This is a genomic window from Enterobacter sp. E14S, assembly GCF_055666685.1.
In genome coordinates this window covers 312,405-338,397 of record NZ_JBVODQ010000002.1, presented here as the reverse complement: position 1 = coordinate 338,397, position 25,993 = coordinate 312,405, and the positions used below count along the sequence as shown (strand labels likewise).

At 55.9% G+C, this 25,993-nt stretch carries 15 protein-coding genes and 2 pseudogenes; 7 read left to right on the top strand and 10 right to left on the bottom strand.

Features of this window, described 5'->3' with window-relative positions:
* The first annotated feature begins 128 nt into the window (after nucleotides 1-128).
* Nucleotides 129-1,417, top strand: a pseudogene (locus tag ACZ6J2_RS06765) (SulP family inorganic anion transporter).
* Here the strand turns inward: ACZ6J2_RS06765 and mgtE are convergent.
* From mgtE to ACZ6J2_RS06735, 6 genes are all read right to left on the bottom strand, one after another.
* The gene (gene mgtE, locus ACZ6J2_RS06760) at nucleotides 1,380-2,816 is read right to left on the bottom strand and encodes a magnesium transporter (RefSeq protein WP_471725238.1); all 1,437 of its coding nucleotides are present in this window, start codon (nucleotides 2,814-2,816) and stop codon (nucleotides 1,380-1,382) included. The pseudogene ACZ6J2_RS06765 and the gene mgtE overlap by 38 nt on opposite strands.
* 148 nt (nucleotides 2,817-2,964) lie before the next feature.
* Nucleotides 2,965-4,608, bottom strand: a complete 1,644-nt coding sequence (locus ACZ6J2_RS06755) for a multidrug ABC transporter permease/ATP-binding protein (RefSeq protein WP_471725237.1) — start codon at nucleotides 4,606-4,608, stop codon at nucleotides 2,965-2,967.
* Between the two features lie 69 nt (nucleotides 4,609-4,677).
* Nucleotides 4,678-5,334: a DNA oxidative demethylase AlkB gene (alkB, locus tag ACZ6J2_RS06750; RefSeq protein ID WP_471725236.1), complete on the bottom strand. Its 657-nt coding sequence runs from the start codon at nucleotides 5,332-5,334 to the stop codon at nucleotides 4,678-4,680.
* Nucleotides 5,334-6,392 (bottom strand): bifunctional DNA-binding transcriptional regulator/O6-methylguanine-DNA methyltransferase Ada, encoded by a 1,059-nt coding sequence (gene ada / locus ACZ6J2_RS06745; RefSeq protein ID WP_471725235.1) that lies wholly within the window; start codon nucleotides 6,390-6,392, stop codon nucleotides 5,334-5,336. The genes alkB and ada overlap by 1 nt, the downstream gene beginning before the upstream one ends.
* 72 nt (nucleotides 6,393-6,464) lie before the next feature.
* Nucleotides 6,465-7,520: an FAD:protein FMN transferase ApbE gene (apbE, locus tag ACZ6J2_RS06740; RefSeq protein ID WP_471725234.1), complete on the bottom strand. Its 1,056-nt coding sequence runs from the start codon at nucleotides 7,518-7,520 to the stop codon at nucleotides 6,465-6,467.
* A gap of 115 nt (nucleotides 7,521-7,635) precedes the next feature.
* Complete coding sequence (locus tag ACZ6J2_RS06735; RefSeq protein WP_047060579.1) at nucleotides 7,636-8,748, bottom strand: porin OmpC; 1,113 nt, start codon at nucleotides 8,746-8,748, stop codon at nucleotides 7,636-7,638.
* Nucleotides 8,749-9,491: 743 nt separating this feature from the next.
* Here ACZ6J2_RS06735 and rcsD point away from each other — a divergent pair.
* Together rcsD and rcsB are read left to right on the top strand one after the other, a co-directional pair.
* Entirely contained in the window at nucleotides 9,492-12,164 is a 2,673-nt protein-coding gene (gene rcsD, locus ACZ6J2_RS06730; RefSeq protein ID WP_471725233.1) for a phosphotransferase RcsD, read from the top strand.
* Between the two features lie 16 nt (nucleotides 12,165-12,180).
* Complete coding sequence (gene rcsB / locus ACZ6J2_RS06725) at nucleotides 12,181-12,831, top strand: response regulator transcription factor RcsB (RefSeq protein ID WP_003859405.1); 651 nt, start codon at nucleotides 12,181-12,183, stop codon at nucleotides 12,829-12,831.
* 88 nt (nucleotides 12,832-12,919) lie between these two features.
* Here rcsB and rcsC read toward each other — a convergent pair whose 3' ends face one another.
* Together rcsC and gyrA are read right to left on the bottom strand one after the other, a co-directional pair.
* Nucleotides 12,920-15,766, bottom strand: a complete 2,847-nt coding sequence (rcsC, locus tag ACZ6J2_RS06720; RefSeq protein ID WP_471725232.1) for a two-component system sensor histidine kinase RcsC — start codon at nucleotides 15,764-15,766, stop codon at nucleotides 12,920-12,922.
* 135 nt (nucleotides 15,767-15,901) lie between these two features.
* Entirely contained in the window at nucleotides 15,902-18,538 is a 2,637-nt protein-coding gene (gene gyrA, locus ACZ6J2_RS06715) for a DNA topoisomerase (ATP-hydrolyzing) subunit A (protein ID WP_039263204.1), read from the bottom strand.
* 146 nt (nucleotides 18,539-18,684) lie between these two features.
* Between gyrA and ubiG the strand changes: the two genes are divergently transcribed.
* The 4 genes from ubiG (at nucleotide 18,685) to yfaE (ending at nucleotide 23,480) form a co-directional block, all read left to right on the top strand.
* Nucleotides 18,685-19,413: a bifunctional 2-polyprenyl-6-hydroxyphenol methylase/3-demethylubiquinol 3-O-methyltransferase UbiG gene (ubiG, locus tag ACZ6J2_RS06710; RefSeq protein ID WP_471725231.1), complete on the top strand. Its 729-nt coding sequence runs from the start codon at nucleotides 18,685-18,687 to the stop codon at nucleotides 19,411-19,413.
* Nucleotides 19,414-19,760: 347 nt separating this feature from the next.
* Nucleotides 19,761-22,046 carry a class 1a ribonucleoside-diphosphate reductase subunit alpha gene (nrdA, locus tag ACZ6J2_RS06705; protein ID WP_023312513.1) on the top strand — a complete coding sequence of 762 codons (2,286 nt, stop codon included), beginning with the start codon at nucleotides 19,761-19,763 and terminating at the stop codon, nucleotides 22,044-22,046.
* Nucleotides 22,047-22,095: 49 nt separating this feature from the next.
* Nucleotides 22,096-23,226, top strand: a complete 1,131-nt coding sequence (nrdB, locus tag ACZ6J2_RS06700; protein WP_471725230.1) for a class Ia ribonucleoside-diphosphate reductase subunit beta — start codon at nucleotides 22,096-22,098, stop codon at nucleotides 23,224-23,226.
* Nucleotides 23,226-23,480 carry a class I ribonucleotide reductase maintenance protein YfaE gene (gene yfaE, locus ACZ6J2_RS06695; protein WP_023294104.1) on the top strand — a complete coding sequence of 85 codons (255 nt, stop codon included), beginning with the start codon at nucleotides 23,226-23,228 and terminating at the stop codon, nucleotides 23,478-23,480. The genes nrdB and yfaE overlap by 1 nt, the downstream gene beginning before the upstream one ends.
* Before the next feature lie 105 nt (nucleotides 23,481-23,585).
* On the opposite strand, the gene glpQ is transcribed toward yfaE, so the two are convergent.
* Both glpQ and glpT read right to left on the bottom strand, forming a co-directional pair.
* A complete protein-coding gene (gene glpQ / locus ACZ6J2_RS06690) occupies nucleotides 23,586-24,644 on the bottom strand; it encodes a glycerophosphodiester phosphodiesterase (RefSeq protein WP_471725229.1) in 1,059 nt (352 codons plus the stop codon).
* An 11-nt stretch (nucleotides 24,645-24,655) separates the two neighbouring features.
* Nucleotides 24,656-25,854 (bottom strand): annotated as a pseudogene (glpT, locus tag ACZ6J2_RS06685) (glycerol-3-phosphate transporter).
* Between the last annotated feature and the right edge of the window lie 139 nt (nucleotides 25,855-25,993).

Below are 25,993 nucleotides of genomic sequence, written 5' to 3'. Positions count from 1 at the left end.
GGGGGCACGGTAACAACTTTTAAATATTGTTTAAAGGTTACGAAATTATTGTAATTGTGAAATTTAATGATGGATTGTTTGTGAGGAATTATCGATGCGTCTGGTAAAGCGCGGTTTTACTGGCTAGTATGTTGCGTTTTGCGATCGCGCGCACGGAAGCCTGCCCTAACCAGCGAACTGTTATGTCCTTACCCCATTCTGCTGTATCCCCCGAAGACCGCGTAGCCAACGTGCTGCGTTCCCCAAAGCGGCTGACGCGTGAAACGCTGGCAGGCGTGATTACCGCCCTGGCGCTGATCCCCGAGGTTATCTCATTTTCGGTGGTGGCGGGCGTTGACCCGAAGGTCAGCCTGATCGCCTCCGTGGTGCTGTGTCTTGCCCTGTCTGTACTCGGTGGTCGCCCGGCGATGGTCACGGCAGCGGCCGGGTCCGTGGCGCTGGTCATTGGCCCGATGGTGCATCAGCACGGCGTACAGTACATTCTTCCCGCCGTGCTGATGGCGGGCGTGATTCAGATTCTGTTTGGCGTGCTGGGCATGGCAAGGCTGATGCGCTTTATACCTCAGTCGTCATGACCGGATTTGTTAACGCCCTGGGTATTTTGATCTTCTTCGCTCAGGTGCCGCATTTCTGGAGCCGAAGCCCGCTGATTGTGGGCCTGTTCGTCCTGACGCTGCTGATCGTGCTGTGGGTGCCGCGCTATCTCAAAAGCATCCCATCCCCGCTGATTGCGATTGTTGTGCTTACCGTGTTCACCGTTTCAACCGGTCAAATCCTGCCGACCGTGGGCGATGAAGGCTCCATGAGCGGAGGTTTGCCGGGTCTTACCGAACTTCTCGTCCCCCTCAATATACAGACGCTGAGCATTATCTGGCCGTGCGCGCTGAGCATCGCGTTTGTCGGCCTGCTGGAATCCCTGCTGACGGCAAAGCTGGTGGATGAGCTGACCGCGACATCGTCAGGTAAACGCCGCGAAAGCATTGGATTAGGCGTCGGCAATATTCTGGCCGGTTTTTATGGCGGGATTGCAGGCTGCGCGATGATCGGACAAACCATCGTCAACGTGGAGATGGGGAAAGGTCGAAGCCGCATTTCAACCTTTGCGGCGGGCATTGTGCTGCTGATCCTGGTGACGGCGCTCAGTGACGTGATGGCCAAAATCCCGATGGCGGTGCTGGCAGGTATTATGGCGATTGTCGCCGTCAAAACCTTCAGCTGGCACAGCCTTCAGCCAGCCACGGTGAAAACGGCCCCGATAGCAGAAACGGTCGTCATGCTGGTCACCGTTGCCGCCACGGTATCAACCGGCAATCTGGCGATTGGCGTGCTGGGCGGGATTATCGTCATGGCACTCCTCCCCGCCCGCATTAAGCGTCGGGCTACAGAAGAAAAATCGTCGCCAGCCCAAGAAAAATAAAGAAACCGCCGGTATCGGTGATGGCGGTGATCATCACGCTCGACCCCACCGCGGGGTCGCGCCCCAGTTTAGTCATCGTCAGTGGGATAATGACCCCCATCATTGATGCCACCAACAGGTTGAGCACCATTGCCAGCATCATCACACCGCCCAGCGCCATATCGTCATACAGCCACCAGGTGATGCCGCCCATAATTCCGCCCCACACCAGGCCGTTAATTAGCGCGACGCCCATCTCTCTAAAAATGAGCCACGAAAAGTTACCTGGCTGAATGTTTTCCAGCGCCAGCGCACGGACGATCATGGTGATGGTCTGGTTTCCGGTGTTACCGCCAATTCCGGCCACAATCGGCATCAGCGAGGCCAGCGCCACCAGCTGTGAAATGGTGTGTTCAAAACCGTCGATCACGCGGGAGGCGATAAACGCGGTGCACAGGTTAATGGCCAGCCACGCCCAGCGCGTTTTTACCGCCTTGCCGACAGAGGCATGGACGTCATCTTCGGCGCTGATCCCGCCGAGCGCGCGCAGGTCGTTGTCTGTTTCTTCATAGACCACATCAACGATCTCATCGATGGTCAGACGCCCCATCAGTTTGCCGACGGAATCCACGACGGCAGCACTCACCAGGTCGTCACGCTCGAAGGTACGCGCCGCTTTTTCCGCGTCGTCTTCCGGAGAGAAGACCATCGGCTCGTTTTCCATCACCTCGCTCACCTTCCGCTGGGTGCTGTTGAGCAGGATGGTTTTCAGCTCCAGCTCGCCGAGCAGGGTTTTATCCCGGGAGGTGACAAACAGTTTATCGGTGTTGTCCGGCATTTTGCCCAGGCGACGCAGATAGCGCTGCACGGTACCGAGCGTGACGTCCGGTCGCACCGTGATAACGCCGAACTCCATGATCGCGCCGACGCTGTTTTTCTCGTAATGCATCACCTGACGCACGCGCGCGCGTTCATCGGCAGGCAGCGACGCCAGCAGGCGGCCGGTCAGGTTTCGCGGCAGGTGCTGAACGAGGTAAATCTGCTCGTCGATATCCAGAGTTTGCAAAGCGTCGAGAATATCCCGGTCGCTCATCTCGTCGATCAGGTCGTCCCAGACGTTTTCGGAGGCCTCAAGCAGCACCTGCCCGCGCTCGTGATCCTGCACCAGACGCCACAGGGCGTGACGTTCTTCCGAGGGAAGCGCTTCAAGGGTATCCGCCAGATCCGGCGGGGGTAAATGAGCAACCAGCGCACCTACCTCAGCAATATCGTCGGCCAGGGTGCCGACATCATATTGCTCAGCCAGGGTGAGTTTGCCTAAAAGCGTAGAAGTGACCGCTTTATCGGTCGTGAGAAGCCAGATGAGTCGTGCGCGCTCCTGGTCACGCTGTCTGGCGCTGTTTTTCTTTAATACCGACATCAATCATAAATCCATTAAATGAGTTGTGGTTAAGCATAGCGCGGGGATATGTAAATAAGAATAAACAACGGGACGGGATGGAGAAAAAAGCGTCATTACGGCCACGATCTATCCCCTCTCCCAGTGGGAGAGGGCCAGGGTAAGGGCATCAGGCCGTGCGCGCTACCGCGTCACGCGAGGCCGCATCGCGCTCTTCACCGGTCAGCTCGCTCAGCTTGCCGTCACGCATCTCCAGCAGGCGGTCAGCATGAATGAAGTAGTGATCGTCGTGGCTGATGGCGAAAATGGTTTTGCCCATCTCCTGCATCAGCGGCAGCAGCACCTGATAAAACTCGCGGCGGAAATGCGGGTCCTGATCGGCCGCCCACTCATCCAGCAGGATGATGTCACGCTCTTCCGCCAGCGCCAGCAGCAGCGCCACGCGCTTTTTCTGCCCTTTAGAAAGCTTCAGGTTGAGGATCTTCCCGTCCTGTAACTCCAGCTTGTGCGACATCTGCAGCTGCTTCAGCCATTTTTCCACCAGCGCAGGATTGGCCTGTTGCCCTTCCGGCCCAAGCAGCCGATCGAACAGCCAGACGTCGGTGAACACCGCCGAGAAAAGCTTGCGGTAATCCTCGGGTTTCTCCGCGCTCAGCGCCTTGCCGTCCAGCAAAATCTCGCCCGACTGCGGCTGATAGAGTCCGGTCAGCAACATCGCCAGCGTAGATTTACCGCTGCCATTGCCGCCGATGAGGAACAGCAGTTCACCGCGCCGGATCGTCAGGTTCACCGGCCCCACGGAGAAGGCGCTGTCATGATAGCGGAACGTGACGTTACGCAGCTCCAGCGTCTGCCAGTTAGGGAAGGCCTGCGGGCGCGGGAATTCTGCTTTAAACGGCGCGAGATCGAATTTTTTGAGCTTATTAAAGGCCACCTGCGCACTCAGCAGGGTGGGCAACGCACCGACTGCCGAGAGCAGCGGCGTGCGTAAAAACAGCAGCGTCAGCGAGTAGGTTGCCGCTACGTTGGTGTCCGCCCAGCCCAGGCCGTTCGCCATCCAGAATACCAGGCCAATGGCACCCAGCATCATGATGTTTGACCAGTTCACCGCGCTCAGGTGGAAGGTATCGGCGCGAATAATATGATGACGGTATTCGCGCGCGTCCGGGATATAGAGATGATTAAAGATATGCTCGGCGCGCTCGCGGTTCAGGGTGAGCTCTTTGCGCCCTTCCAGGACCGTCTGGTAATCGTTGTAGAGCTTATCTTCGGTTTCGCGCAGCACCGCCATGTGTTTATAGACGCGCGACACCAGCATAAAACCTCCCCAGATGGTAATGGCAATCCACAGGGCGGTCACCGCCAGCATTTTGCTGGAGAGCCAGGCGAGATAAGCGGCCGAACCAAAGGTCAGAATGATCCCCTGCACCAGCTCCGGCAGCCGAACGAACGCGATGGTGATGGCGCGCACGTCGCTGGTCAGCCCCGCCAGCAGGGATGCGCTGCCGAGCTGCTCAACGCGCTCAATCTGGGTGTCCAGGATCCGCTTGATAAACTCACTGCGCAAACGGAAAACGAAATGGTGCCCGAGCGTGGTCAGCGCAAGCTGGGAACCGAGCGTAACCGCCATCAACAGGAGCAGCAGGCCGAGAAACTCCGGCAGAACGGAGAGCGAGGTATCGACCATTTCAATCAACCGCACGTTAATAAACGCGATCAGGCCAATACCCAGCGCGGCGCTGGCGAGGCTTAACGCCATTACTGCGATGAAGGGCCAGCGATACTGACGCCAGACGAGGAGAAGTAGTTGCATGCAGGCAATCCGGACAATAAAAATCAGCAAGCAGTGTAAACTGCCCTGCGCGGACATCAAGAATAATTCTTATTTTAGTTTACTGTACCCCGCCTGACGGAAGGTCAGGTTGAAACGGTACTCGCCCGTGAGCGGGTGGACCCCGGGCTTCAGCGGCTGAATGCCGTGATAATAAAGCCGCGACTCCCTGCCCCACACCACCACATCGCCATGTTCCAGCATGATGCGCTTGAGCGGGTCGTTGCGGCGTAATCCCCCAAACTGGAAGACGGCAGGCAAACCTAACGATACCGAGACGATAGGCGCGCGAAGATCGGGTTCATCCTTGTCCTGATGCAGCGAGAGCTTCGCGCCAACGGCGTAGCGGTTGATCAGGCAAGCATCCGGCCGGAAGTCAGGATACTCCGCTGCTACAGCGGCCTCGTGGCAGAGAGACTGAAAAACCGCGGGCATCGGGGGCCACGGCTGGCCGGTAGCGGGATCGTTCGGGGCATACAGATAGCCCCGCTCGTTCGTCGCCCAGCCCAGTTCCCCGCAGTTGGCCATGGCCACCGACATGGTGTAGCCGCCCGGCGTCACCATATGGCGAAACGGCGAAACCGCCGTCACCTCGTCGATACCGGCCAGCAGCGCCGCCGCACGGGAGAGTGCAAAGCGGCGCAGGATCACAGCCCCCGGCGCAAGCGGCTCCTGCCAGGGTTCAGCATCCGCAAAAAGATCGAGCATTATCCCTCCTGGCGTTTCGCCTCACGTTTCAGTAATAGCGCTTTTCGCGCCGTCCCCCAACGGTAACCCGACAGCGCGCCGTCGTTACGAACCACGCGATGACAGGGGATCACAATCGCCAGCGTGTTTGCCGCACAGGCTCCGGCAACGGCGCGTACCGCACTGGGCTGGCCAATCGCCTGCGCCACCTGCTGGTAACTTGCCGTTTCGCCGCAGGGAATGTTGCGAAGGGCCTGCCAGACGCGCTGCTGGAACGCGGTTCCGCGAATATCCAGCGGCAGCGCAAGCGGTACGTCGCGGTTATCAATACTGGCAATCACCTGACGGATTCGCCGCGCGAAATCCTCCTCCAGCGGCGCATGTGCTGCTTTTGGAAATTGCGCGGCAAGCTCTTCGGCTAATTCTGCATCGCTGTCACCCAGCAGGATCGCGCAGATCCCCCGCTCGCTTTCTGCAACCAGACAGCGTCCTAACGAACAGTCGCTAATGGCATAACGCACCGCCACATCCCCTTTGCGGTACTGCTTCGCCGTCATGCCCAGCGCATCGTTAGCTTTACGATAATAGCTGCTGCTGTCGGGAAAGCCCGCCGCCAGCACGGCGTCGGTAACTTTGTCTCCCTGTGCAAGCGCGGTGCGCAGGCGCTGGCCTCGCGCCGCCTGCTGCCAGGCCTTTGGCGTCATGCCGGTCACGGACTTAAACAGACGATGGAAATGGAAAGGGCTCATGGCGACCTGCTGCGCCAGCCCCTCCAGGGTTAGCGTGGGATCCTGCTCCAGAAGACGGCAGGCGTGCTCCACTTTTGCCAGCTTCTGCGCCTGCGGATCGCGTTTGTCCGGCATGCAGCGCTTGCACGGGCGAAACCCTGCCTGAACGGCATGGTGGGCATCGGGATAAAAGCGGACATTTTTACGCAGCGCGTGGCGGGCGCGGCATGACGGGCGGCAGAAAATACCCGTGGTCTGCACGGCGAAAACAAACTGTTCGTCAGCGAGCGGATCGCGGGCCAGCACGGCCTGCCAGCGATCCTCATCGGTAATAAAGGTTGGGTTTCTCATTATCGGCTCCTCATGTAAGCATACATAGAGCCTGCCTGAGCGCCAGTGATAAAAAACCCGCAACCTTGCTTTTTAATTTTTGTCGCGCACCAGGAAACTGTTGAACTGCGGCGAGCTCCAGGTTTTAAACCCGTCGCCCTCTTTGGTGATCATATAAACCGCCAGCCCTTCCTGACGAACCACCTCTTTGGCTTTTTCCGGGCCGAGAACCATTAATCCGGTATCCCAGGCATCCGCTTCCAGCGCGGTGGGGGCAATGACCGTCACCGAGACCAGGTTATGCGTGATGGGACGGCCGGTCTGCGGATCGATAACATGCGAAATACGCTTTCCGTCAAGCTCGTAATAGTTACGGTAGCTTCCGGAGGTACTGATGCCATGTCCGTTGATATCCACTATCGCCTGCACGGCATTTTGCCGATCGGTCGGCTTTTGAATCGCTACGCGCCACGGCTTATCGCTTGCGTTCATCCCCCGGCTGACTAGCGCGCCGCCCACGGAGACCAGATAGCGGGAAATGCCTTCCTGGGCCATCAGCGCTGCAAGATGATCCGCCGCATAGCCTTCCCCTACCGTCGACAGATCGACAAACAGATCGGGGATATCTTTTTGCAGGTACTGTTGTCCGTACTGATTGATCACCGTCAGATGCTGCAGCCCTGTCCGGGCGCGGGCGTCATCAATGGCCGCCTGTTCAGGCGTGGTCGCCGGCTGTTTGTTAGGGCCAAATCCCCAGAGGTTTACCAGCGGTCCGACGGTCACATCCATCGCACCGTTGGTTTTATAACCCACGCGTATAGATTCGGTCACGATATCGGCCATCGCCTCGCTCACCGGCCACAGGGAGGTGCTGGTGGAGAGGTTAAAGCGCATCAGCGCCGAGTCATTTTTATAGGTTGAGAGCAGCTGATCGTCGGCATCCAGCTGAGACTGGATTTTGCCGCGAAGTTCATCTGTGCGCGTTTTATCGAGGTTCATCACGCTGACGCGCCAGAAGGTGCCCATCGTTTTGCCTTCGAGCACCGTCGCGGCGGGTGCGTCGGTTTTCGCCACGGGTGTGGGATCGTTACACGCGGTCAGGAAAAAAAGCATAGCCAGAAAGCTGGCGCGTAAAAAAGTCATGTCCATTCATTATTATCCTCATGCCAGGGCGGCAAGAGTACACCAAAACGGGTCAGTTGTGAGAATCAGCGAGGCACAAAAAAAGGGGCCAGCAGGCCCCTTACGTCACACGATGAAGCGATTAGAACTGGTAAACCAGGCCCAGCGCGACGATATCGTCAGTACCGATACCCGCCTGACGGGTGAATTCATTTTCATCAACCAGGTTGATTTTGTAATCCACGTAGGTGGACATGTTTTTGTTGAAGTAGTAAGTCGCACCCACGTCAACATATTTCAGCAGATCCTGATCGCCGTAACCTTCGATGTCTTTCCCTTTAGACTGCAGGTAAGCCACGGATGGACGCAGGCCGAAGTCGAACTGGTACTGAGCAACCACTTCGAAGTTCTGCGCTTTGTTAGCGAAGCCGTAAGCGGTAGTCGGGCTGCTGCCGTTAGAAGTACCGAAACGGGTTGCGTTGTAGGTCTGGGAGTACTGCGCTGCCAGATAGATGTTGTTGGCATCGTATTTCAGGCCGCCAGAATAGACTTCTGCGTTATCGCCATGACCGTAAACGCTTGCGCCGTTCTGATCGGCGGTACGTTTAGAGGAGGACATTGCGCCGCCCACGCTGAAACCTTCGCCCAGGTTATAGGTCACGGATGCACCGTAGCCGTCGCCGTTCTGTTTCAGCAGGCTGCGTCCACCCACGTTTTCACCGCTTACGCTGCCGTTTTTACCCTGATACTGCAGGGCAAAGTTCAGACCATCCACCAGACCAAAGAAGTCCTGGTTACGGTAGGTCGCTACGCCGTTAGCACGGGACTGCAGGAAGTTGTCTGCGCCGTAGGTATCGCCGCCAAATTCTGGCAGAACGTCAGTCCAGGAGGTTACGTCGTAGATTACGCCGTAGTTACGACCGTAATCGAAAGAACCCGCGTCACCGAATTTCAGACCCGCGAACGCCACACGCGTCCAGGCATCATTTTCGCTTTCGGAGGTGTTGCCCTGTATCTGGTATTCCCACTGGCCGTAACCGGTCAGCTGATCGTTAACCTGAGTTTCGCCTTTGAAGCCAAGACGCATATAGGTCTGGTCGCCGTCGGCGCCCTTGTCGTCAGAGAAATAGTGCAGACCATCGACTTTGCCGTACAGATCTAATTTGTTGCCATCTTTGTTATAAATTTCGGCCGCATTTGCTGCGCCTGCCACCAGGAGTGCTGGTACCAGGAGGGACAGTACTTTAACTTTCATTTTATTAACCCTCTGTTATATGCCTTATAATTGCCACTGCTTACTGGTTAACCCTCATTAACCAGTCGGCAATTTCATTCTCCTCAAAATTACAGAATAATCCAATGCGAATATGATACGAAAACTTTGAAGATGTTTCATTCATCTATCAACATGTTTCAAAATGTAAATATCAAGGAACTTTTACAAAGCACAAATAGCTTAGAAAATTAGCACTTATAATCAAACGGAAAAATCACCATATACATATCAATAAGTTACAATAAAATTCGTTACAGCACTGAATGACAAAACAAGATCGCAGCTAATCTCTAAAATAACTCTCGCTATCATCATTAACTTTATTTATTACCGTCATTCAGTTTTGAATGTCTGTTTATCCCTAATTGAACCGGATGCTTCGCATTCGGTTTTTTTTTACCTTTCTTTACGTAACTTCTCTTTTTTTGTGCTACCGCACCGTAATTGTAACGACTATTAACTAAATTCTCGTTGGGTATCTTTCGAAATCCATCAATTGGAGCAAAACTTAATTTCTTGTTAATTCGTGCTATTTATTGACTGCGCGGGATGATTATTTGTACGCGTATGGCGAGTTTGTACATGTTTTCTGCACGCCTCGCCGCCGATATTGTCCGGAGAAAAAGTCGCCTCTTCCCGGACAGTCGCGCTGGAAATTCAGTTATTACCCTTTATACTGCCCTATCGCCACAGAGCACGACCATAACGGGTTAAAGATATCAATGAGTCAGACTGAAACTACCGCCCCGAGCAAATTCTCCCTCCTTCCCGGGAGCATCACCCGTTTCTTTCTTCTTTTGATCGTTGTGCTATTAGTCACCATGGGGGTGATGGTACAAAGCGCGGTTAACGCCTGGCTGAAGGATAAGAGCTATCAGGTCGTGGATATCACCCATGCCGTGCATAAGCGCATAGATACCTGGCGCTACGCCACCTGGCAGATTTACGACAATATCGCGGCTGCCCCGACCTCCTCGTCCGGGGATGGACTTCAGGAGACGCGGCTTAAGCAGGATGTCTATTATCTCGAAAAACCGCAGCGTAAGACCGAGGCCCTTATCTTTGGCTCTCACGACAGCGCGACGCTTGAGATGACGCAGCGTATTTCAACCTATCTGGATACCCTCTGGGGCGCCGAAACGGTACCGTGGTCGATGTATTATCTGAACGGTCAGGATAACAGCATGATCCTGATCTCAACGCTGCCGTTAAAAGATCTCTCGTCCGGCTTTAAAGAGACAACCGTGGGCAGCATCGTCGATTCCCGCCGGGCAGAGATGCTGCAGCAGGCGAACGCCCTTGATGAACGTGAGAGTTTCTCTTCCCTGCGTCGTCTGGCCTGGCAAAACGGCCATTATTTTACCCTGCGTACCACATTCAACCAGCCCGGACATCTGGCGACGGTAGTAGCCTTCGATTTACCGATTAATGATTTAATTCCGCCGGACATGCCGCTCGACAGCTTCCGCCTGGAGCCAGACACCAGCACCCAGAACATGCGTGCGGCGTCTGACAAAGAGGCCGCAGAGAGCGTATCGATCTCCTTTAACGGCTCGAAAATCGAAATTGCCTCATCGCTGAACTCGACCGGTATGCGCCTGGTGTGGCAGGTACCGTTTGGCACGCTGTTGCTCGACACCCTGCAAAATATCCTGCTGCCTCTGCTGCTGAATATCGGTCTGCTGGCGCTGGCCCTGTTTGGCTACAGCACCTTCCGTTTCCAGACGGGTCGTCAGAGCGACGCCTCTGCGGTTCCGGCCGGCACCAGCAATGAGCTGCGCGTATTACGTGCACTGAATGAAGAGATTGTTTCCGTGCTGCCGCTTGGGGTCTTGGTTCATGACCAGGAGGCGAATCGTACGGTGATGAGCAATAAAATTGCCGACCATCTGCTGCCGCACCTTAACCTGCAGAACATCACCACCATGGCGGATCAACACCAGGGGGTGATTCAGGCCACCATCAACAATGAACTGTACGAGATCCGTCAGTTCCGCAGCCAGGTGGCTCCCCGCACGCAAATCTTCATTATTCGCGACCAGGATCGCGAAGTGCTGGTCAATAAGAAGCTCAAGCAGGCGCAAAGGCTGTATGAGAAAAACCAGCAGGGGCGCGCCGCATTTATGCAGAACATTGGCGATGCCTTCAAGCAGCCGTTAAAAACGCTGGCGACCCAGGCGGCGGCGTTAAACACCTCTGAAAGCCACCAGCTTGCCTGCCAGGCCGATTCGCTGGTCAGAATGGTTGATGAGATCCAGCTGGCGAACATGCTGGAGAATGATTTCTGGAAGGGAACGCCAGCCCTCTTCTCCATTCAGGATCTGATCGATGAAGTGGTGCCGGAAGTGCTGCCCGTCATCAAGCGCAAAGGGCTGCAGCTGCTGATCAATAACAATCTCCCTGCGAATGACGAACGCCACGGCGATCGCGAAGCGCTGCGCCGCATTCTGCTGATGATTATTCAGTACGCCGTGACCACCACGCAGATCGGCAAGATCACTCTTGAAGTCAGCACCGAGGAGTCAGCAGAAGACCGTCTGACGTTCCGCATCCTGGACACCGGGGAAGGCGTCACAACGAGTGAAATTGATAATCTGCACTTCCCGTTCCTGAATGACACGCAGAGCGATCGCTACGGCAAGGCCAATGCCCTGACCTTCTGGCTGTGCGATCAGCTGGCGCGTAAGCTCGGCGGCCACCTGAATATCAAAGCTCGTGAATCCCTCGGCACCCGCTATTCTCTGCACGTGAAAATGGCGGCCAATCCGCAGGAAGAAGATGAGGAACGTCTGCTGGATGACGTCGTGGTGATGGTCGACGTGACCTCGAACGAGATCCGCAATATTGTCGTTCGTCAGTTAGAAAACTGGGGAGCGGCCTGCATCACGCCGGATGAAAGACTTGCAAGTCAAGAATTTGATCTGTTTTTAACTGATAATCCGTCTAATCTTACTGCCTCCGGCTTGCTTTTAAGCGATGATGAGTCAGGCGTGCGGAAAATCGGCCCTGGCCAGCTGCGCGTCAACTTTAATATAAGCAATGCGATGCAGGAAGCTGTACTACAACTAATAGAAGAGCAGCTGGCGCAGGAAGAGATAGCGGAATCTCCGCTTGGCGGTAATGAAAATGCCGAGCTTCACGCCAGCGGATACTATTCACTCTTTGTTGATACAGTACCAGATGATGTTAAGCGGTTGTATACTGAGTCCGCTGCGAATGATTTTGCAGCGCTGGCACAGACAGCACACCGGCTTAAAGGGGTGTTTGCCATGCTTAATCTGGTTCCCGGCAAGCAGTTATGTGAAACGCTGGAACATCTAATTCGTGAGAAAGATGCCTCTGGCATTGAAAAATACATCAGCGACATTGACGCCTACGTCAAAAGCTTGCTGTAGCAAGGTAGCCTTATACATGAACAATATGAACGTAATTATTGCCGATGACCATCCGATTGTACTGTTCGGTATTCGCAAATCACTTGAACAGATCGAGTGGGTGAATGTAGTCGGTGAATTTGAAGACTCTACAGCACTGATCAATAACCTCCCAAAGCTTGATGCGCACGTGCTCATTACCGACCTCTCCATGCCTGGAGACAAATACGGTGATGGGATCACGCTCATCAAATATATTAAACGCCACTTCCCGGATATCTCGATCATTGTTCTGACCATGAACAACAACCCGGCGATCCTGAGCGCGGTACTGGATCTGGACATCGAAGGGATTGTGCTGAAACAGGGCGCACCGACCGATCTGCCAAAAGCGCTCGCTGCGCTGCAGAAAGGCAAGAAGTTCACGCCTGAGAGCGTCTCTCGTCTGCTGGAAAAAATCAGCGCGGGTGGCTACGGTGACAAACGCCTGTCCCCGAAAGAGAGTGAAGTTCTGCGTCTGTTCGCAGAAGGTTTCCTGGTAACCGAGATTGCCAAGAAGCTGAACCGCAGCATTAAAACCATCAGCAGCCAGAAGAAATCAGCGATGATGAAGCTGGGCGTGGACAACGATATTGCTCTGCTGAACTATCTCTCCTCCGTTACGCTGAGCGCAACGGACAAGGATTGATCCCGGACGGGTGTGTGGCCTGATGCCCTCACCCCGTCCCTCTCCCACGGGAGAGGGTGAAAACCGAAAAGGCCCTTGCGGGCCTTTTTTATATTCTGGTTTTTCTCACGCGATCCGCGTAAATCGACAACGTCTGCTTCAGCACGTCCAGCGTCACCGGCTTCGACAGACAGCTGTCCATGCCTGACTCAAGACAGCGCTGTTTCTCTTCCGCCAGCGCGTTCGCCGTTACGCCCACCACCGGCAGCGTCAGGCCAAGCTGACGGATGCGCTGCGTCAAACGGTAGCCGTCCATGTTTGGCATGTTGACGTCACTCAGCACGATATCAATATGATTCTTACTCAGCACGTTCAGCGCATCCACGCCGTCATTGGCGGTTTTGCACTGGTAGCCCAGCGATCCAAGCTGGTCAGCCAGCAGGCGACGGTTAATCGGATGGTCATCCACCACCAGAATCATCATATCGTCATTCACCGACGCCAGAGACTCCGGTGACGGCAATCCGCCCGCGCCGTCGCGCTCTTCCAGCTCCACTTTGTAGATGCGCGCCAGCAGGCTCAACAGCTCGTGCGGCGTTGCGACACTGTGTACCCATTCCCCAGGCGCGCGCTCGACAGGAATGCCGATGTGGCGACGGCAGAAGAGCACCGACCCTCTCCCCTGCCACGGCTGGTCCGGCATCTCGTCGGCGATCAGCACATCGTCCACATCCGGTGTTTGACCTTCATAGAGACACACTCTGACTCCACTGTGGACAAGCAGCGCCGTCAGGTAGTCATTCAGCGAAGCGTTATGCACCGCCAGCCAGCAGCGCTTGTCGCTCAGCCCGTCCACCGTCGCTTTTGCCGGATACTGCGCCGAATAGAGCGGAATGCGGATGGTGAACTGGCTGCCCATGCCGGGCTCGGTATCCACAGAGATATCGCCGTCCATCATGCTGACGAGCTTCTCACAAATCGCCAGCCCCAGTCCGGTGCCCTGGAAGTTACGCTGCACGCCGGTCCCGACCTGGAAGAACGGGTCGAACAGGCGGACCACTTCCTTCGCCGGGATGCCGACCCCCGTGTCGCGCACGCGAATGCTCAGGTAATCCCCCGCCCGGCAGACGTGCAACACGATACAGCCAACGTCGGTGAATTTAATGGCGTTGCTGAGCAGGTTAGAAATGACCTGCTGCAGACGCATCGGATCGCCGTGCAGCGTCAGCGGCACGTCAGGTTCAATAAAGCAGTAGAGCCCCAGCTTTTTACGCACCACCAGCGGCAGATAGTTGGCGCTGATGTGGTTCATCACCTCGCGCGGCGAGAACTCCCGCGGTTCGATTTTCAGCTGCTCAGACTCAATTTTAGAGAAGTCGAGAATATCGCTGATGATTTTCAGCAGCAGGCTGGAAGAGTTGTTCATTGCCGTCACCAGCCTGTCGACCCCTTTCGGCAACTCTTTGGTCTGCAGCAGGTCGAGGTTACCGATGATCCCGTACAGCGGCGTTCGCAGCTCGTGGCTGACGGTGGCAAGGAACATGGATTTCGACTGGCTGGCCTGCTCCGCGGCCTGCGCCATCTCCTGCAACGATTCTTCCATCTTCACGCGCGCGGAGACATCCACCAGCACGCAAATCGCCACGTTTTCATTGCGATAGCGGGAATGCACAAAGCTGATCTGCAGGTTGGTGTGCGTGCTGGTGAGCACGTCGACAAAGTTAACCTGCTGACCGCAGATAATTTGCGTCAGCCTCTGGCGATCTTCGTGCGTCAGCATGTTCAGGTAGTTATGCGCCAGCTCGTTACTCAGGATGTTGGTTCCGTCCTGGGTACGCAGAATACAGATCCCCACCGGCGCCGACGCGACAATCTTCCGGTTAAACTGCTCGTGTTCCTCCAGCCGCTGGGCGTCGCTTTCGGCCGGAATAAAGATTTTCCGCTCATACATGCGCGCCAGGGTAAACAGCGCCCCGCCCGCGATCAGGTTCAGCAGAATCGCATTCATGATGAGAATGCGTATCCGCTCAAGCACCATATCCACCGGCAGCGAATAGACAATACTCAGCGACGAAGGCGGCAGGCTCTTCTTCAGCACCAGTTCGCGGAAGCCCGAGGTATAGCCAAACCACGACCGCTCCTGCATCCAGTGCGGTTCGACGTTTAACCGGTTATCCGGCCCGGCGAGTGAGATCAGCTGATGACCGTTTTCATCCAGAATGGTCACCCCCATAGGCAGGCTGCCCGGAGTGAAAAAGTTTTCCATGCGAATGGTCTGCTCAATCCCCAGCAGCGCCTGCAGGCGATTGCCCAGATACACCGGCGTCAGAGCATAGAAATAGCCCACGCCCGGTCGCGGGCCCTGGCTAACCCAGAAGATGTTATTCCCGCGCTCGTCCTGCGGCGCATTGCGGTATTTCACAATACGTTCATGCAGGCTTTTCAGCGCATCGTCACGCTCAACGGGCACGTCGCGCAGGCCAAAGTCAGCCATGCAGAGATTTTCACTGCCAATCAGGAATACGCGGTTAAGATCATAGGCGGCGGAGAAATTGTCGCGCCAGTAGCGCATAAACCAGGCAAGAGATTCCAGCGACCCGCGCCAGGTATTGCTCATGGTTGAACAATCGGAGTCCGGGAACAGCGGCTGGAAGTCCGGGACTTCGGTTTTGTCGTTACGCCCGCGAAGCGCAAGGATGCCGTTTTCCGCCGTCAGACGATTTTCGGCAATATACTTCAGCTCCTTCATCACGTCAGACGTTCGCTGAATGTAGCGCTGGGCCTGGTCGGAGCTTAAGTTAAACTCCTGGCGGATCTCCGCTTCTTTCTGGTGTAGCGCGTTAACGATGTAAAACACCGAGAACAAGGCCACCAGCAGCCAAAGCAAGAGCGCCAGCGCCCGAAACAGATAGCGAGAAACTTTCAGCGTAGTACGAAAGGAGACGAGGTATTTCAAGGGGGCGAGGCTCCGCCGTCGGGGTCAAAAGAATGTGGTTAAGGTAGCGGTAAACGCGCCAGGTCGCAACGTTGACTTATCTGCTTGTGCAAAAGAAAAGGGCCGGAATCCGGCCCTTTTTTGCATCAGGAGACATTACTCGTCAGCGTCATCCGCTACGTCATCGTCGGTGTCGGCTTCCGGCGCGATATCATCATCGCCTTCCGCAACGCTACCGTCGATGGAATCGAGCTCTTCGTCATCCACCGGCTCAGCAACGCGCTGCAGACCCACCACGTTTTCATCTTCCGCTGTACGGATGAGGATCACGCCCTGGGTGTTACGCCCCACCACGCTGATCTCAGAGACGCGGGTACGCACCAGCGTACCGGCATCGGTGATCATCATGATCTGGTCGGCATCGTCTACCTGCACCGCGCCCACAACGGAACCGTTGCGCTCGGTAACTTTGATAGAGATTACGCCCTGCGTGCCGCGAGACTTGGTTGGGTATTCCCCTTCCGCCGTACGTTTACCGTAACCATTCTGCGTTACGGTCAGGATAGCCCCTTCACCGCGCGGAATAATCAGAGAAACAACGCTGTCTTCGCCAGCCAGTTTGATACCACGAACGCCCGTAGCGGTACGGCCCATTGCACGAACGGCGTTCTCTTTAAAGCGCACCACTTTACCGGCCGCAGAGAACAGCATCACTTCATCAGAACCGGAGGTCAGATCCACACCGATCAGCTCGTCGCCTTCGTTCAGGTTCACCGCGATGATCCCGGCGGAACGTGGGCGGCTGAACTCAGTCAGCGCGGTTTTCTTCACGGTACCGCTGGCGGTCGCCATAAAGACGTTCACGCCCTCTTCGTACTCGCGTACCGGCAGGATGGCGGTGATACGTTCGTTCGCTTCCAGCGGCAGCAGGTTAACGATTGGACGGCCACGCGCGCCGCGGCTCGCTTCCGGCAGCTGATAGACTTTCATCCAGTACAGACGACCGCGGCTGGAGAAGCAGAGGATCGTGTCATGGGTGTTGGCCACCAGCAGGCGGTCAATAAAGTCTTCTTCTTTAATACGTGCCGCAGATTTACCTTTACCGCCACGACGCTGTGCTTCGTAGTCGGTCAGCGGCTGATACTTCACATAGCCCTGGTGAGACAGGGTGACCACCACGTCTTCGCGGTTGATCAGATCTTCAATGTTGATATCAGAGCTGTTCGCGGTGATTTCGGTGCGGCGCGCATCGCCGAACTGGTCGCGGACCAGCTCCAGCTCTTCGCGGATCACTTCCATCAGACGCTCTGCGCTGCCCAGGATATGCAGCAGTTCAGCAATCTGTTCCAGCAGCTCTTTGTATTCGTCGAGCAGTTTTTCGTGCTCAAGGCCGGTCAGTTTCTGCAGACGCAGATCCAGAATCGCCTGGGCCTGCTGTTCAGTCAGGTAATACTGACCGTCACGCACGCCGAATTCAGGTTCCAGCCACTCAGGACGCGCTGCGTCATCGCCCGCACGTTCCAGCATCGCGGCGACGTTACCCAGATCCCACGGACGGGAAATCAGGGCGGCTTTCGCCTCCGCCGGGGTTGGCGCACGACGGATCAGTTCGATGATCGGGTCAATGTTGGCCAGCGCAACCGCCAGCGCTTCAAGGATGTGCGCACGGTCGCGCGCTTTGCGCAGTTCGAAGATGGTACGACGGGTCACCACTTCACGGCGGTGACGCACGAACGCGCTCAGGATCTCTTTCAGGTTCATGATCTTCGGCTGACCATGGTGCAGCGCAACCATGTTGATACCGAAGGAGACCTGAAGCTGAGTCTGGGAGTACAGGTTGTTCAGCACAACCTCACCCACCGCGTCGCGTTTGATCTCAATCACGATGCGCATACCGTCTTTGTCAGACTCGTCACGCAGCGCGCTGATGCCTTCAACACGTTTTTCTTTTACCAGCTCAGCGATTTTTTCAATCAGACGCGCTTTGTTCACCTGATACGGGATCTCGTGAACAATGATGGTCTCACGGCCGGTTTTAGCGTCCGCTTCCACTTCGGCGCGGGCACGGATATAAATCTTGCCGCGGCCGGTGCGGTACGCTTCTTCAATACCGCGACGACCGTTGATGATCGCCGCCGTCGGGAAGTCCGGGCCCGGGATATGTTCCATCAGCCCTTCAATGCTGATGTCTTCATCGTCGATATAGGCCAGGCAGCCGTTGATCACCTCGGTGATATTGTGCGGCGGAATGTTGGTTGCCATACCGACCGCGATACCGGACGAACCGTTAACCAACAGGTTCGGGATCTTGGTGGGCATCACATCTGGGATGCGCTCGGTGCCGTCGTAGTTATCGACGAAATCAACGGTCTCTTTTTCCAGGTCGGCCATCAGCTCATGAGCGATTTTCGACATACGGATTTCCGTATAACGCATCGCCGCAGCGGAGTCGCCGTCGACTGAACCAAAGTTACCCTGACCATCTACCAGCATGTAACGCAAGGAGAATGGCTGCGCCATACGAACGATGGTGTCATAAACGGCGGTATCACCATGCGGGTGATATTTACCGATGACGTCACCGACGACGCGGGCAGATTTTTTATAGGCTTTATTCCAGTCATTGCCCAATACGTTCATGGCGTATAGTACGCGACGGTGTACCGGCTTAAGGCCATCGCGGACGTCCGGCAGCGCACGGCCAACAATGACCGACATCGCATAGTCCAGATAGGAGCTCTTCAGCTCTTCCTCGATGTTAACCGGTGTAATTTCTCTCGCAAGGTCGCTCATCTAACCGCTATCCCTCTACTGTATCCCGGATTCAAAGGTCGCAAATTATAACACAGCCGAGGTGATTGAGGTAAACCTATACGCTTTATTCACGGGGATTGCCTGATATACTCCTTTGTCTTGCTAAATAAGGAGTAAAAGCGCCCATGAATGCCGAAAAATCCCCGACGGCTCACAACGTTGACCACGAAGAGATTGCCAAATTTGAAGCGGTGGCGTCCCGCTGGTGGGATCTCGAAGGTGAGTTCAAACCGCTGCACCGCATTAACCCGCTGCGTCTGGGCTATATCGCGGAGCGTTCCGGCGGTCTGTTCGGTAAGAAAGTGCTCGACGTCGGCTGCGGCGGCGGCATCCTGGCGGAGAGCATGGCGCGCGAAGGGGCGAATGTTACAGGCCTGGATATGGGCTTTGAACCGCTCCAGGTTGCCCGCCTTCACGCGCTGGAGTCCGGCATACAGGTGGAATACGTGCAGGAAACCGTGGAAGAGCATGCGGCAAAACACGCCCATCAGTACGATGTGGTGACCTGCATGGAGATGCTGGAGCACGTTCCCGATCCGCAGTCGGTGGTGCACGCCTGTGCAAAACTGGTGAAACCGGGCGGCCAGGTCTTCTTCTCAACCATCAACCGTAACGGTAAAGCCTGGCTGATGGCCGTCGTTGGCGCGGAGTATGTGCTGCGCATGGTGCCGAAAGGGACGCACGACGTGAAGAAATTCATCAAGCCTGCCGAACTGTTAGGCTGGGTTGACCAGACGTGGCTCAAAGAGCAGCACATCACCGGCCTGCACTACAATCCGTTGACCGATAAATTCAAGCTCGCATCGGGTGTAGATGTTAACTATATGTTGCATACCACCGCCAAAAACGACTAACGTCATTCGTTATTCTTATAAAGATTGCGCGACATCATGTTGCGCAATTCTGACCTCCCGTTGAAGAAATCAGCACTCGATCAAATTTTGAATTTTTTTTCTTAATTATTGACATGTCTTCCAGGCCTTACGGTACGAGGACTTAGCCTTTTTTACCCTTTCACAACCTCAATTTAACGCCAAAATCAACCCTTGTGCTGAAAAGATTCGATACTAGAATACTCACCATATAGCGTTTTTCTTATCGCAAACCCCCTACATGTAGTATTTATCCACAGAGTTAGTCACAAGGCGGATCTGTGGATAAACGGGGGATATTTTTTATTTCACGGACAGGTAAAACCCACATGAATCAGAGTCTGCTGGTGACAAAGCGCGACGGTACTACCGAGCGTATCAATCTGGACAAAATCCATCGAGTTCTCGACTGGGCAGCAGAAGGACTGAACAACGTATCTATCTCCCAGGTTGAACTGCGTTCCCACATTCAGTTCTACGACGGCATCAAAACGTCTGATATCCACGAAACAATCATTAAAGCAGCGGCAGACCTCATCTCCCGCGAAGCACCGGATTATCAGTACCTCGCTGCACGTCTGGCGATTTTCCACCTGCGTAAAAAAGCCTACGGCCAGTTTGAGCCGCCGAAGCTTTACGATCACGTCGTGAAAATGGTTGAGCTGGGCAAATACGACACGCATCTGCTGGAAGACTATACGGAAGAAGAGTTCGAGCAGATGAACGGGTTTATCGATCACTGGCGCGACATGAACTTCTCCTACGCGGCGGTGAAGCAGCTCGAAGGTAAATACCTGGTTCAGAACCGTGTAACCGGTGAGATCTACGAAAGCGCCCAGTTCCTCTATATTCTGGTGGCCGCCTGCCTGTTCTCTAACTACCCGCGTGACACCCGTCTGGAATACGTGAAGCGTTTCTACGATGCGGTATCCACGTTCAAAATTTCTCTGCCGACGCCAATCATGTCTGGCGTGCGTACCCCAACCCGTCAGTTCAGCTCCTGCGTACTGATCGAGTGTGGTGACAGCCTGGATTCCATCAACGCCACCTCCAGCGCGATCGTGAAATATGTCTCCCAGCGTGCCGGTATTGGCATCAACGCCGGTCGCATCCGTGCGCTGGGCAGCCCGATTCGCGGCGGCGAAGCGTTCCACACCGGCTGTATCCCGTTCTATAAACACTTCCAGACGGCAGTAAAATCCTGCTCTCAGGGCGGCGTGCGCGGCGGTGCTGCGACCCTGTTCTACCCGATGTGGCACCTGGAAGTGGAAAGCCTGCTGGTCCTGAAAAACAACCGTGGCGTGGAAGGCAACCGCGTGCGCCACATGGACTACGGCGTGCAGATCAACAAGCTGATGTACACCCGTCTGCTGAAAGGTGAAGACATTACGCTGTTCAGCCCGTCCGACGTTCCGGGCCTGTATGACGCGTTCTTTGCCGATCAGGACGAGTTCGAGCGTCTGTACACCAAATACGAAAAAGACGACAGCATCCGCAAGCAGCGCGTGAAAGCGGTAGACCTGTTCTCCCTGATGATGCAGGAACGTGCCTCTACCGGTCGTATCTACATCCAGAACGTGGACCACTGCAACACCCACAGCCCGTTTGATCCAGTAGTTGCGCCAGTGCGCCAGTCTAACCTGTGCCTGGAGATCGCCCTGCCGACCAAACCGCTGGAAGACGTGAACGACGAAAACGGCGAAATCGCGCTGTGTACGCTTTCCGCGTTCAACCTGGGCGCGATTAAGAGCCTGGACGAGCTGGAAGAGCTGGCCGTGCTGGCGGTTCGCGCGCTCGACGCCCTGCTGGACTACCAGGATTACCCAATCCCGGCCGCTAAACGCGGTGCGATGGGTCGCCGTACCCTGGGTATCGGCGTGATCAACTTCGCCTACTGGCTGGCGAAAAACGGCAAGCGTTACTCCGACGGCAGCGCTAACAACCTGACGCACCAGACGTTCGAAGCGATTCAGTACTACCTGATGAAAGCCTCTAACGAGCTGGCGAAAGAGCAAGGCGCGTGCCCGTGGTTCAACGAAACCACCTACGCGAAAGGCATTCTGCCAATCGACACCTACAAGAAAGATCTGGATGCGATTGTCAGCGAGCCGCTGCATCTCGACTGGGAAGGTCTGCGCGAGTCCATCAAGACCCATGGCCTGCGTAACTCCACGCTCTCTGCCCTGATGCCGTCCGAGACCTCTTCGCAGATCTCTAACGCCACCAACGGTATTGAACCGCCGCGTGGCCACGTGAGCATCAAAGCGTCGAAAGACGGCGTGCTGCGTCAGGTGGTACCGGATTACGAAACGCTGGGCAACAACTACGAGCTGCTGTGGGAAATGCCGAACAACGACGGCTACCTGCAGCTGGTGGGTATCATGCAGAAGTTTATCGACCAGTCGATCTCTGCCAATACCAACTATGACCCGACGCGCTTCCCGTCCGGCAAGGTACCGATGCAGCAGCTGCTGAAAGACCTGCTCACCGCCTACAAATTTGGCGTGAAAACGCTGTACTATCACAACACCCGTGACGGTGCGGAAGACGCGCAGGACGACATGGTACCGTCAATTCAGGACGATGGCTGCGAAAGCGGCGCATGTAAGATCTAATGAAGGGCGGGGATATCCCCGCCTTTATTTCGTAAGACAGGACACACTCATGGCATATACCACCTTTTCACAGACGAAAAACGACCAGCTCAAAGAGCCGATGTTCTTCGGCCAGCCGGTCAACGTGGCACGCTACGATCAGCAAAAATATGACATCTTCGAAAAGCTGATTGAAAAGCAACTCTCCTTCTTCTGGCGCCCGGAAGAAGTGGACGTCTCCCGCGACCGTATTGACTACCATTCGCTGCCGGATCACGAAAAACATATCTTCATCAGCAACCTGAAGTACCAGACGCTGCTGGACTCCATTCAGGGTCGTAGCCCGAACGTGGCGCTGCTGCCGCTGATCTCCATTCCGGAACTGGAAACCTGGGTGGAAACCTGGGCGTTCTCCGAGACGATCCACTCCCGCTCTTACACCCACATCATCCGCAACATCGTGAACGATCCGGCGGTGGTGTTTGACGATATCGTCACCAACGAGCAGATCCAGAAGCGCGCGGAAGGCATTGCCCACTACTACGACGAGCTGATCGAGATGACCAGCTACTGGCATCTGCTGGGCGAAGGTACGCACAACGTGAACGGTAAAACCGTTACCGTTAACCTGCGCGCGCTGAAAAAACAGCTGTACCTGTGCCTGATGAGCGTTAACGCGCTGGAAGCGATCCGCTTTTACGTGAGCTTCGCCTGCTCCTTCGCCTTTGCCGAGCGCAAGCTGATGGAAGGCAACGCCAAAATCATTCGTCTGATCGCCCGTGATGAAGCCCTGCACCTGACCGGTACCCAGCACATGCTGAACCTGCTGCGCAGCGGTACGGACGATCCGGAGATGGCGGAAATCGCCGAAGAGTGCAAGCAGGAGTGCTACGACCTGTTCGTGCTGGCGGCTCAGCAGGAGAAAGAGTGGGCAGACTACCTGTTCCGCGACGGCTCCATGATTGGCCTGAACAAAGACATCCTGTGCCAGTACGTTGAGTACATCACCAACATCCGCATGCAGGCCGTCGGTCTTGACCTGCCGTTCCAGACGCGCTCTAACCCAATCCCGTGGATCAACACCTGGCTGGTGTCCGATAACGTGCAGGTTGCGCCGCAGGAAGTGGAAGTCAGTTCTTATCTGGTCGGTCAGATTGATTCTGAAGTCAACACCGACGACCTGAGCAACTTCCAGCTCTGATGTCACGCGTCACGCTACGTCTTTCCGGCACTGAGGTACTGTGTCGGGAGGAGCACCCTTCTCTGCTGGTGGCGCTTGAGGCGCATCAGGTAGAAGTAGAGTACCAGTGTCGTTCCGGCTACTGCGGCTCCTGCCGCTGCCGTCTGGTCGCCGGCCAGGTAGACTGGCTGACCGAGCCGCTGGCCTTTATCAACGAAGGGGAAATTTTGCCCTGCTGCTGCCGGGCAAAAGGCGATATTGAGATCGAAATGTGATGTTGTCCTTATCCCCTCTCCCGGTGGGAGAGGGTTAGGGTGAAGGTATCAGGCCGCAGAGCCTGATTGTCGGGTGGCGGCTTCGCCTTACCCGACCTGCCAAACCTACTTCCGGTGAATGAATTCGACCGCTTTATCCGGGAAATCCGTAAACAGTCCGTCCACGCCCGCCTGGTTATACAACACCTCATAAAGCTGATTCACGTCCGTGGCATATGGCGGCAGCTGGTCGGCACGCACCGTGTACGGATGCACCTGCATCTTGCTGGCGTGCGCCTCTTTCACCATCGCCGTCAGCTTCACGTGGCCCGGCGCTGAGCCCTCCGCCACCAGCATGTGGTAATCCGGCCCGATGCCGTCGGCGTACTGCGCAATCTGCTTCATCGCGCCCGGCTTAAACATCCAGTCGTAGTTATAGTTAACCCACTTACCGTCCGGCTGCTTCTCCTGAGTTTCATTCCAGTCTGTATAGGCAATCAGCTGTACCAGATTGAGATCCATCCCCATCTTCGGCTCCAGCTCGGTTTTGATGCGCTTCAGCTCGGCGGCGTCAAAGCACTGCAGGTAGACTTTATCCTTCTTGCCGGTATAGCCGTACTGTTTCAGCACCTCCAGCGTCTTAGCGGCAATGTCTTTGCCTTCCTGATGGTGGAACCACGGCGCTTTGATCTCCGGGTAGATACCGATGTTTTTGCCGGTGGAGTGGTTCAGCCCCTGAACAAACTCAATCTCTTCCTGGAAGGTATGAATGCGGAAGTCAGATTTGCCCATCGGGAAACGTCCCGGATAGACCTGCACCTTCTTGCCGTTTTCAATCTCGAAGCCTTCGGTAAACTTCAGGGAACGGATCTCCGCCAGCGTGAAGTCAATGGCGTAGTAGCGGCCATCTTTTCGCGCGCGGTCCGGGAAACGCTCCGCCACGTCCGTCACGCGGTCAAGATAGTGGTCATGCAGGACGACCAGCTGGTCGTCCTTGGTCATCACCAGATCCTGCTCCAGATAATCCGCGCCCTGGGCATAGGCCATCGCTTTCGCCGGGAGCGTATGCTCCGGCAGATAGCCGCTGGCGCCGCGGTGGGCAATAACGATTTTATCCGCCGCCAGCGCGGAGCCTGTCATCAGGCCCGCCAGCAGCAGGCCGGTTGTTACGTAAGATAATTTCATCGCAATGCTCCTTATTGACGACGCGCCAGCACTTCCGCGTGGTGACGTTTCTCACCGATCATGACCACAATGAGCAGCAGTACCGCCAGCACGCTACCGCCGATCATCACCATAAAGCCGCCGTCCCAGCCGAAGAAGTCAACGGTGTAGCCCACGATGGCGCTCGCCGCGACCGAACCGCCGAGGTAGCCGAACAGACCGGTAAAGCCTGCCGCCGTGCCTGCCGCTTTTTTCGGCGCCAGCTCCAGCGCGTGCAGACCGATCAGCATTACCGGACCGTAAATCAGGAAGCCGATGACGATCATGCAGGCCATGTCTACTGATGGGTTACCCGGCGGGTTGAGCCAGTACACGACGGTCGCGATGGTCACCAGGGTCATAAAGAAGACGCCCGTCGCCCCGCGGTTACCTTTAAACACCTTGTCCGACATCCAGCCGCAAAGCAGCGTGCCCGGGATCCCGGCATATTCATACAGGAAATAGGCCCAGGAGGATTTATCCAGCGCGAAGTGCTTCACCTCTTTCAGGTAGGTCGGGGACCAGTCCAGGATGCCGTAGCGAAGCAGGTAAACGAACACGTTCGCCACCGCGATGTACCACAGCAGCTTGTTCGGCAGGACGTACTTCATGAAGATCTGCTTTGCGGTCAGCTCTTCTTCGTGCTCCTTGCTGTAATCATCCGGATAGTCGTTTTTGTACTCTTCAATCGGCGGCAGGCCGCAGGACTGAGGCGTATCGCGCATCAGCGCGAAAGCGAAAATCGCCACGACGATGGCGCCAAAGGCAGGCATATACAGCGCGGCGTGCCAGTCGTTGAACCAGGCCATCCCCAGCAGGAACAGCAGCGGCGGAATACCGCCACCCACGTTATGCGCGCAGTTCCATACCGACACGATGCCGCCGCGCTCCTTCTGCGACCACCAGTGCACCATGTGCGTCCGCACGGCGGCCACCCCATCCCCTGGAACCAGCCGCAGAGGAACAGCAGCACGAACATAATCGCAATACTGGACGTTGCCCACGGCACAAAGCCCATGAACAACATGACCGCGGCCGCGAGGATCAGGCCGGCGGGCAGGAACACGCGCGGATTCGAGCGATCCGACACGGAACCCATGATGAATTTGGAAAAACCGTAGGCGATTGAGATCCCCGACAGCGCGAACCCCAGATCGCCGCGGGAGAAGCCCTGCTCCACCAGATACGGCATGGCGAGCGCGAAGTTTTTACGTACAAGATAGTACGCCGCGTACCCGAAGAAGATCCCCAGGAAAATTTGCCAGCGCAGGCGGCGGTATAGCGGATCAATTTCTGCCTCTGGCAGACGCGCCCGATGCGGCGCAGGTTTG

Coding starts and splice junctions, on each gene's coding strand:
- ACZ6J2_RS06755 (WP_471725237.1), bottom strand. CDS start 4,608: ATGCAACTACTTCTCCTCGTCTGGCGTCAGTATCGCTGGCCCTTCATC.
- ada (WP_471725235.1), bottom strand. CDS start 6,392: ATGAGAAACCCAACCTTTATTACCGATGAGGATCGCTGGCAGGCCGTG.
- yfaE (WP_023294104.1), top strand. CDS start 23,226: ATGTCACGCGTCACGCTACGTCTTTCCGGCACTGAGGTACTGTGTCGG.
- apbE (WP_471725234.1), bottom strand. CDS start 7,520: ATGGACATGACTTTTTTACGCGCCAGCTTTCTGGCTATGCTTTTTTTC.
- gyrA (WP_039263204.1), bottom strand. CDS start 18,538: ATGAGCGACCTTGCGAGAGAAATTACACCGGTTAACATCGAGGAAGAG.
- glpQ (WP_471725229.1), bottom strand. CDS start 24,644: ATGAAATTATCTTACGTAACAACCGGCCTGCTGCTGGCGGGCCTGATG.
- nrdB (WP_471725230.1), top strand. CDS start 22,096: ATGGCATATACCACCTTTTCACAGACGAAAAACGACCAGCTCAAAGAG.
- mgtE (WP_471725238.1), bottom strand. CDS start 2,816: ATGTCGGTATTAAAGAAAAACAGCGCCAGACAGCGTGACCAGGAGCGC.
- rcsD (WP_471725233.1), top strand. CDS start 9,492: ATGAGTCAGACTGAAACTACCGCCCCGAGCAAATTCTCCCTCCTTCCC.
- nrdA (WP_023312513.1), top strand. CDS start 19,761: ATGAATCAGAGTCTGCTGGTGACAAAGCGCGACGGTACTACCGAGCGT.
- ubiG (WP_471725231.1), top strand. CDS start 18,685: ATGAATGCCGAAAAATCCCCGACGGCTCACAACGTTGACCACGAAGAG.
- ACZ6J2_RS06735 (WP_047060579.1), bottom strand. CDS start 8,748: ATGAAAGTTAAAGTACTGTCCCTCCTGGTACCAGCACTCCTGGTGGCA.
- alkB (WP_471725236.1), bottom strand. CDS start 5,334: ATGCTCGATCTTTTTGCGGATGCTGAACCCTGGCAGGAGCCGCTTGCG.
- rcsB (WP_003859405.1), top strand. CDS start 12,181: ATGAACAATATGAACGTAATTATTGCCGATGACCATCCGATTGTACTG.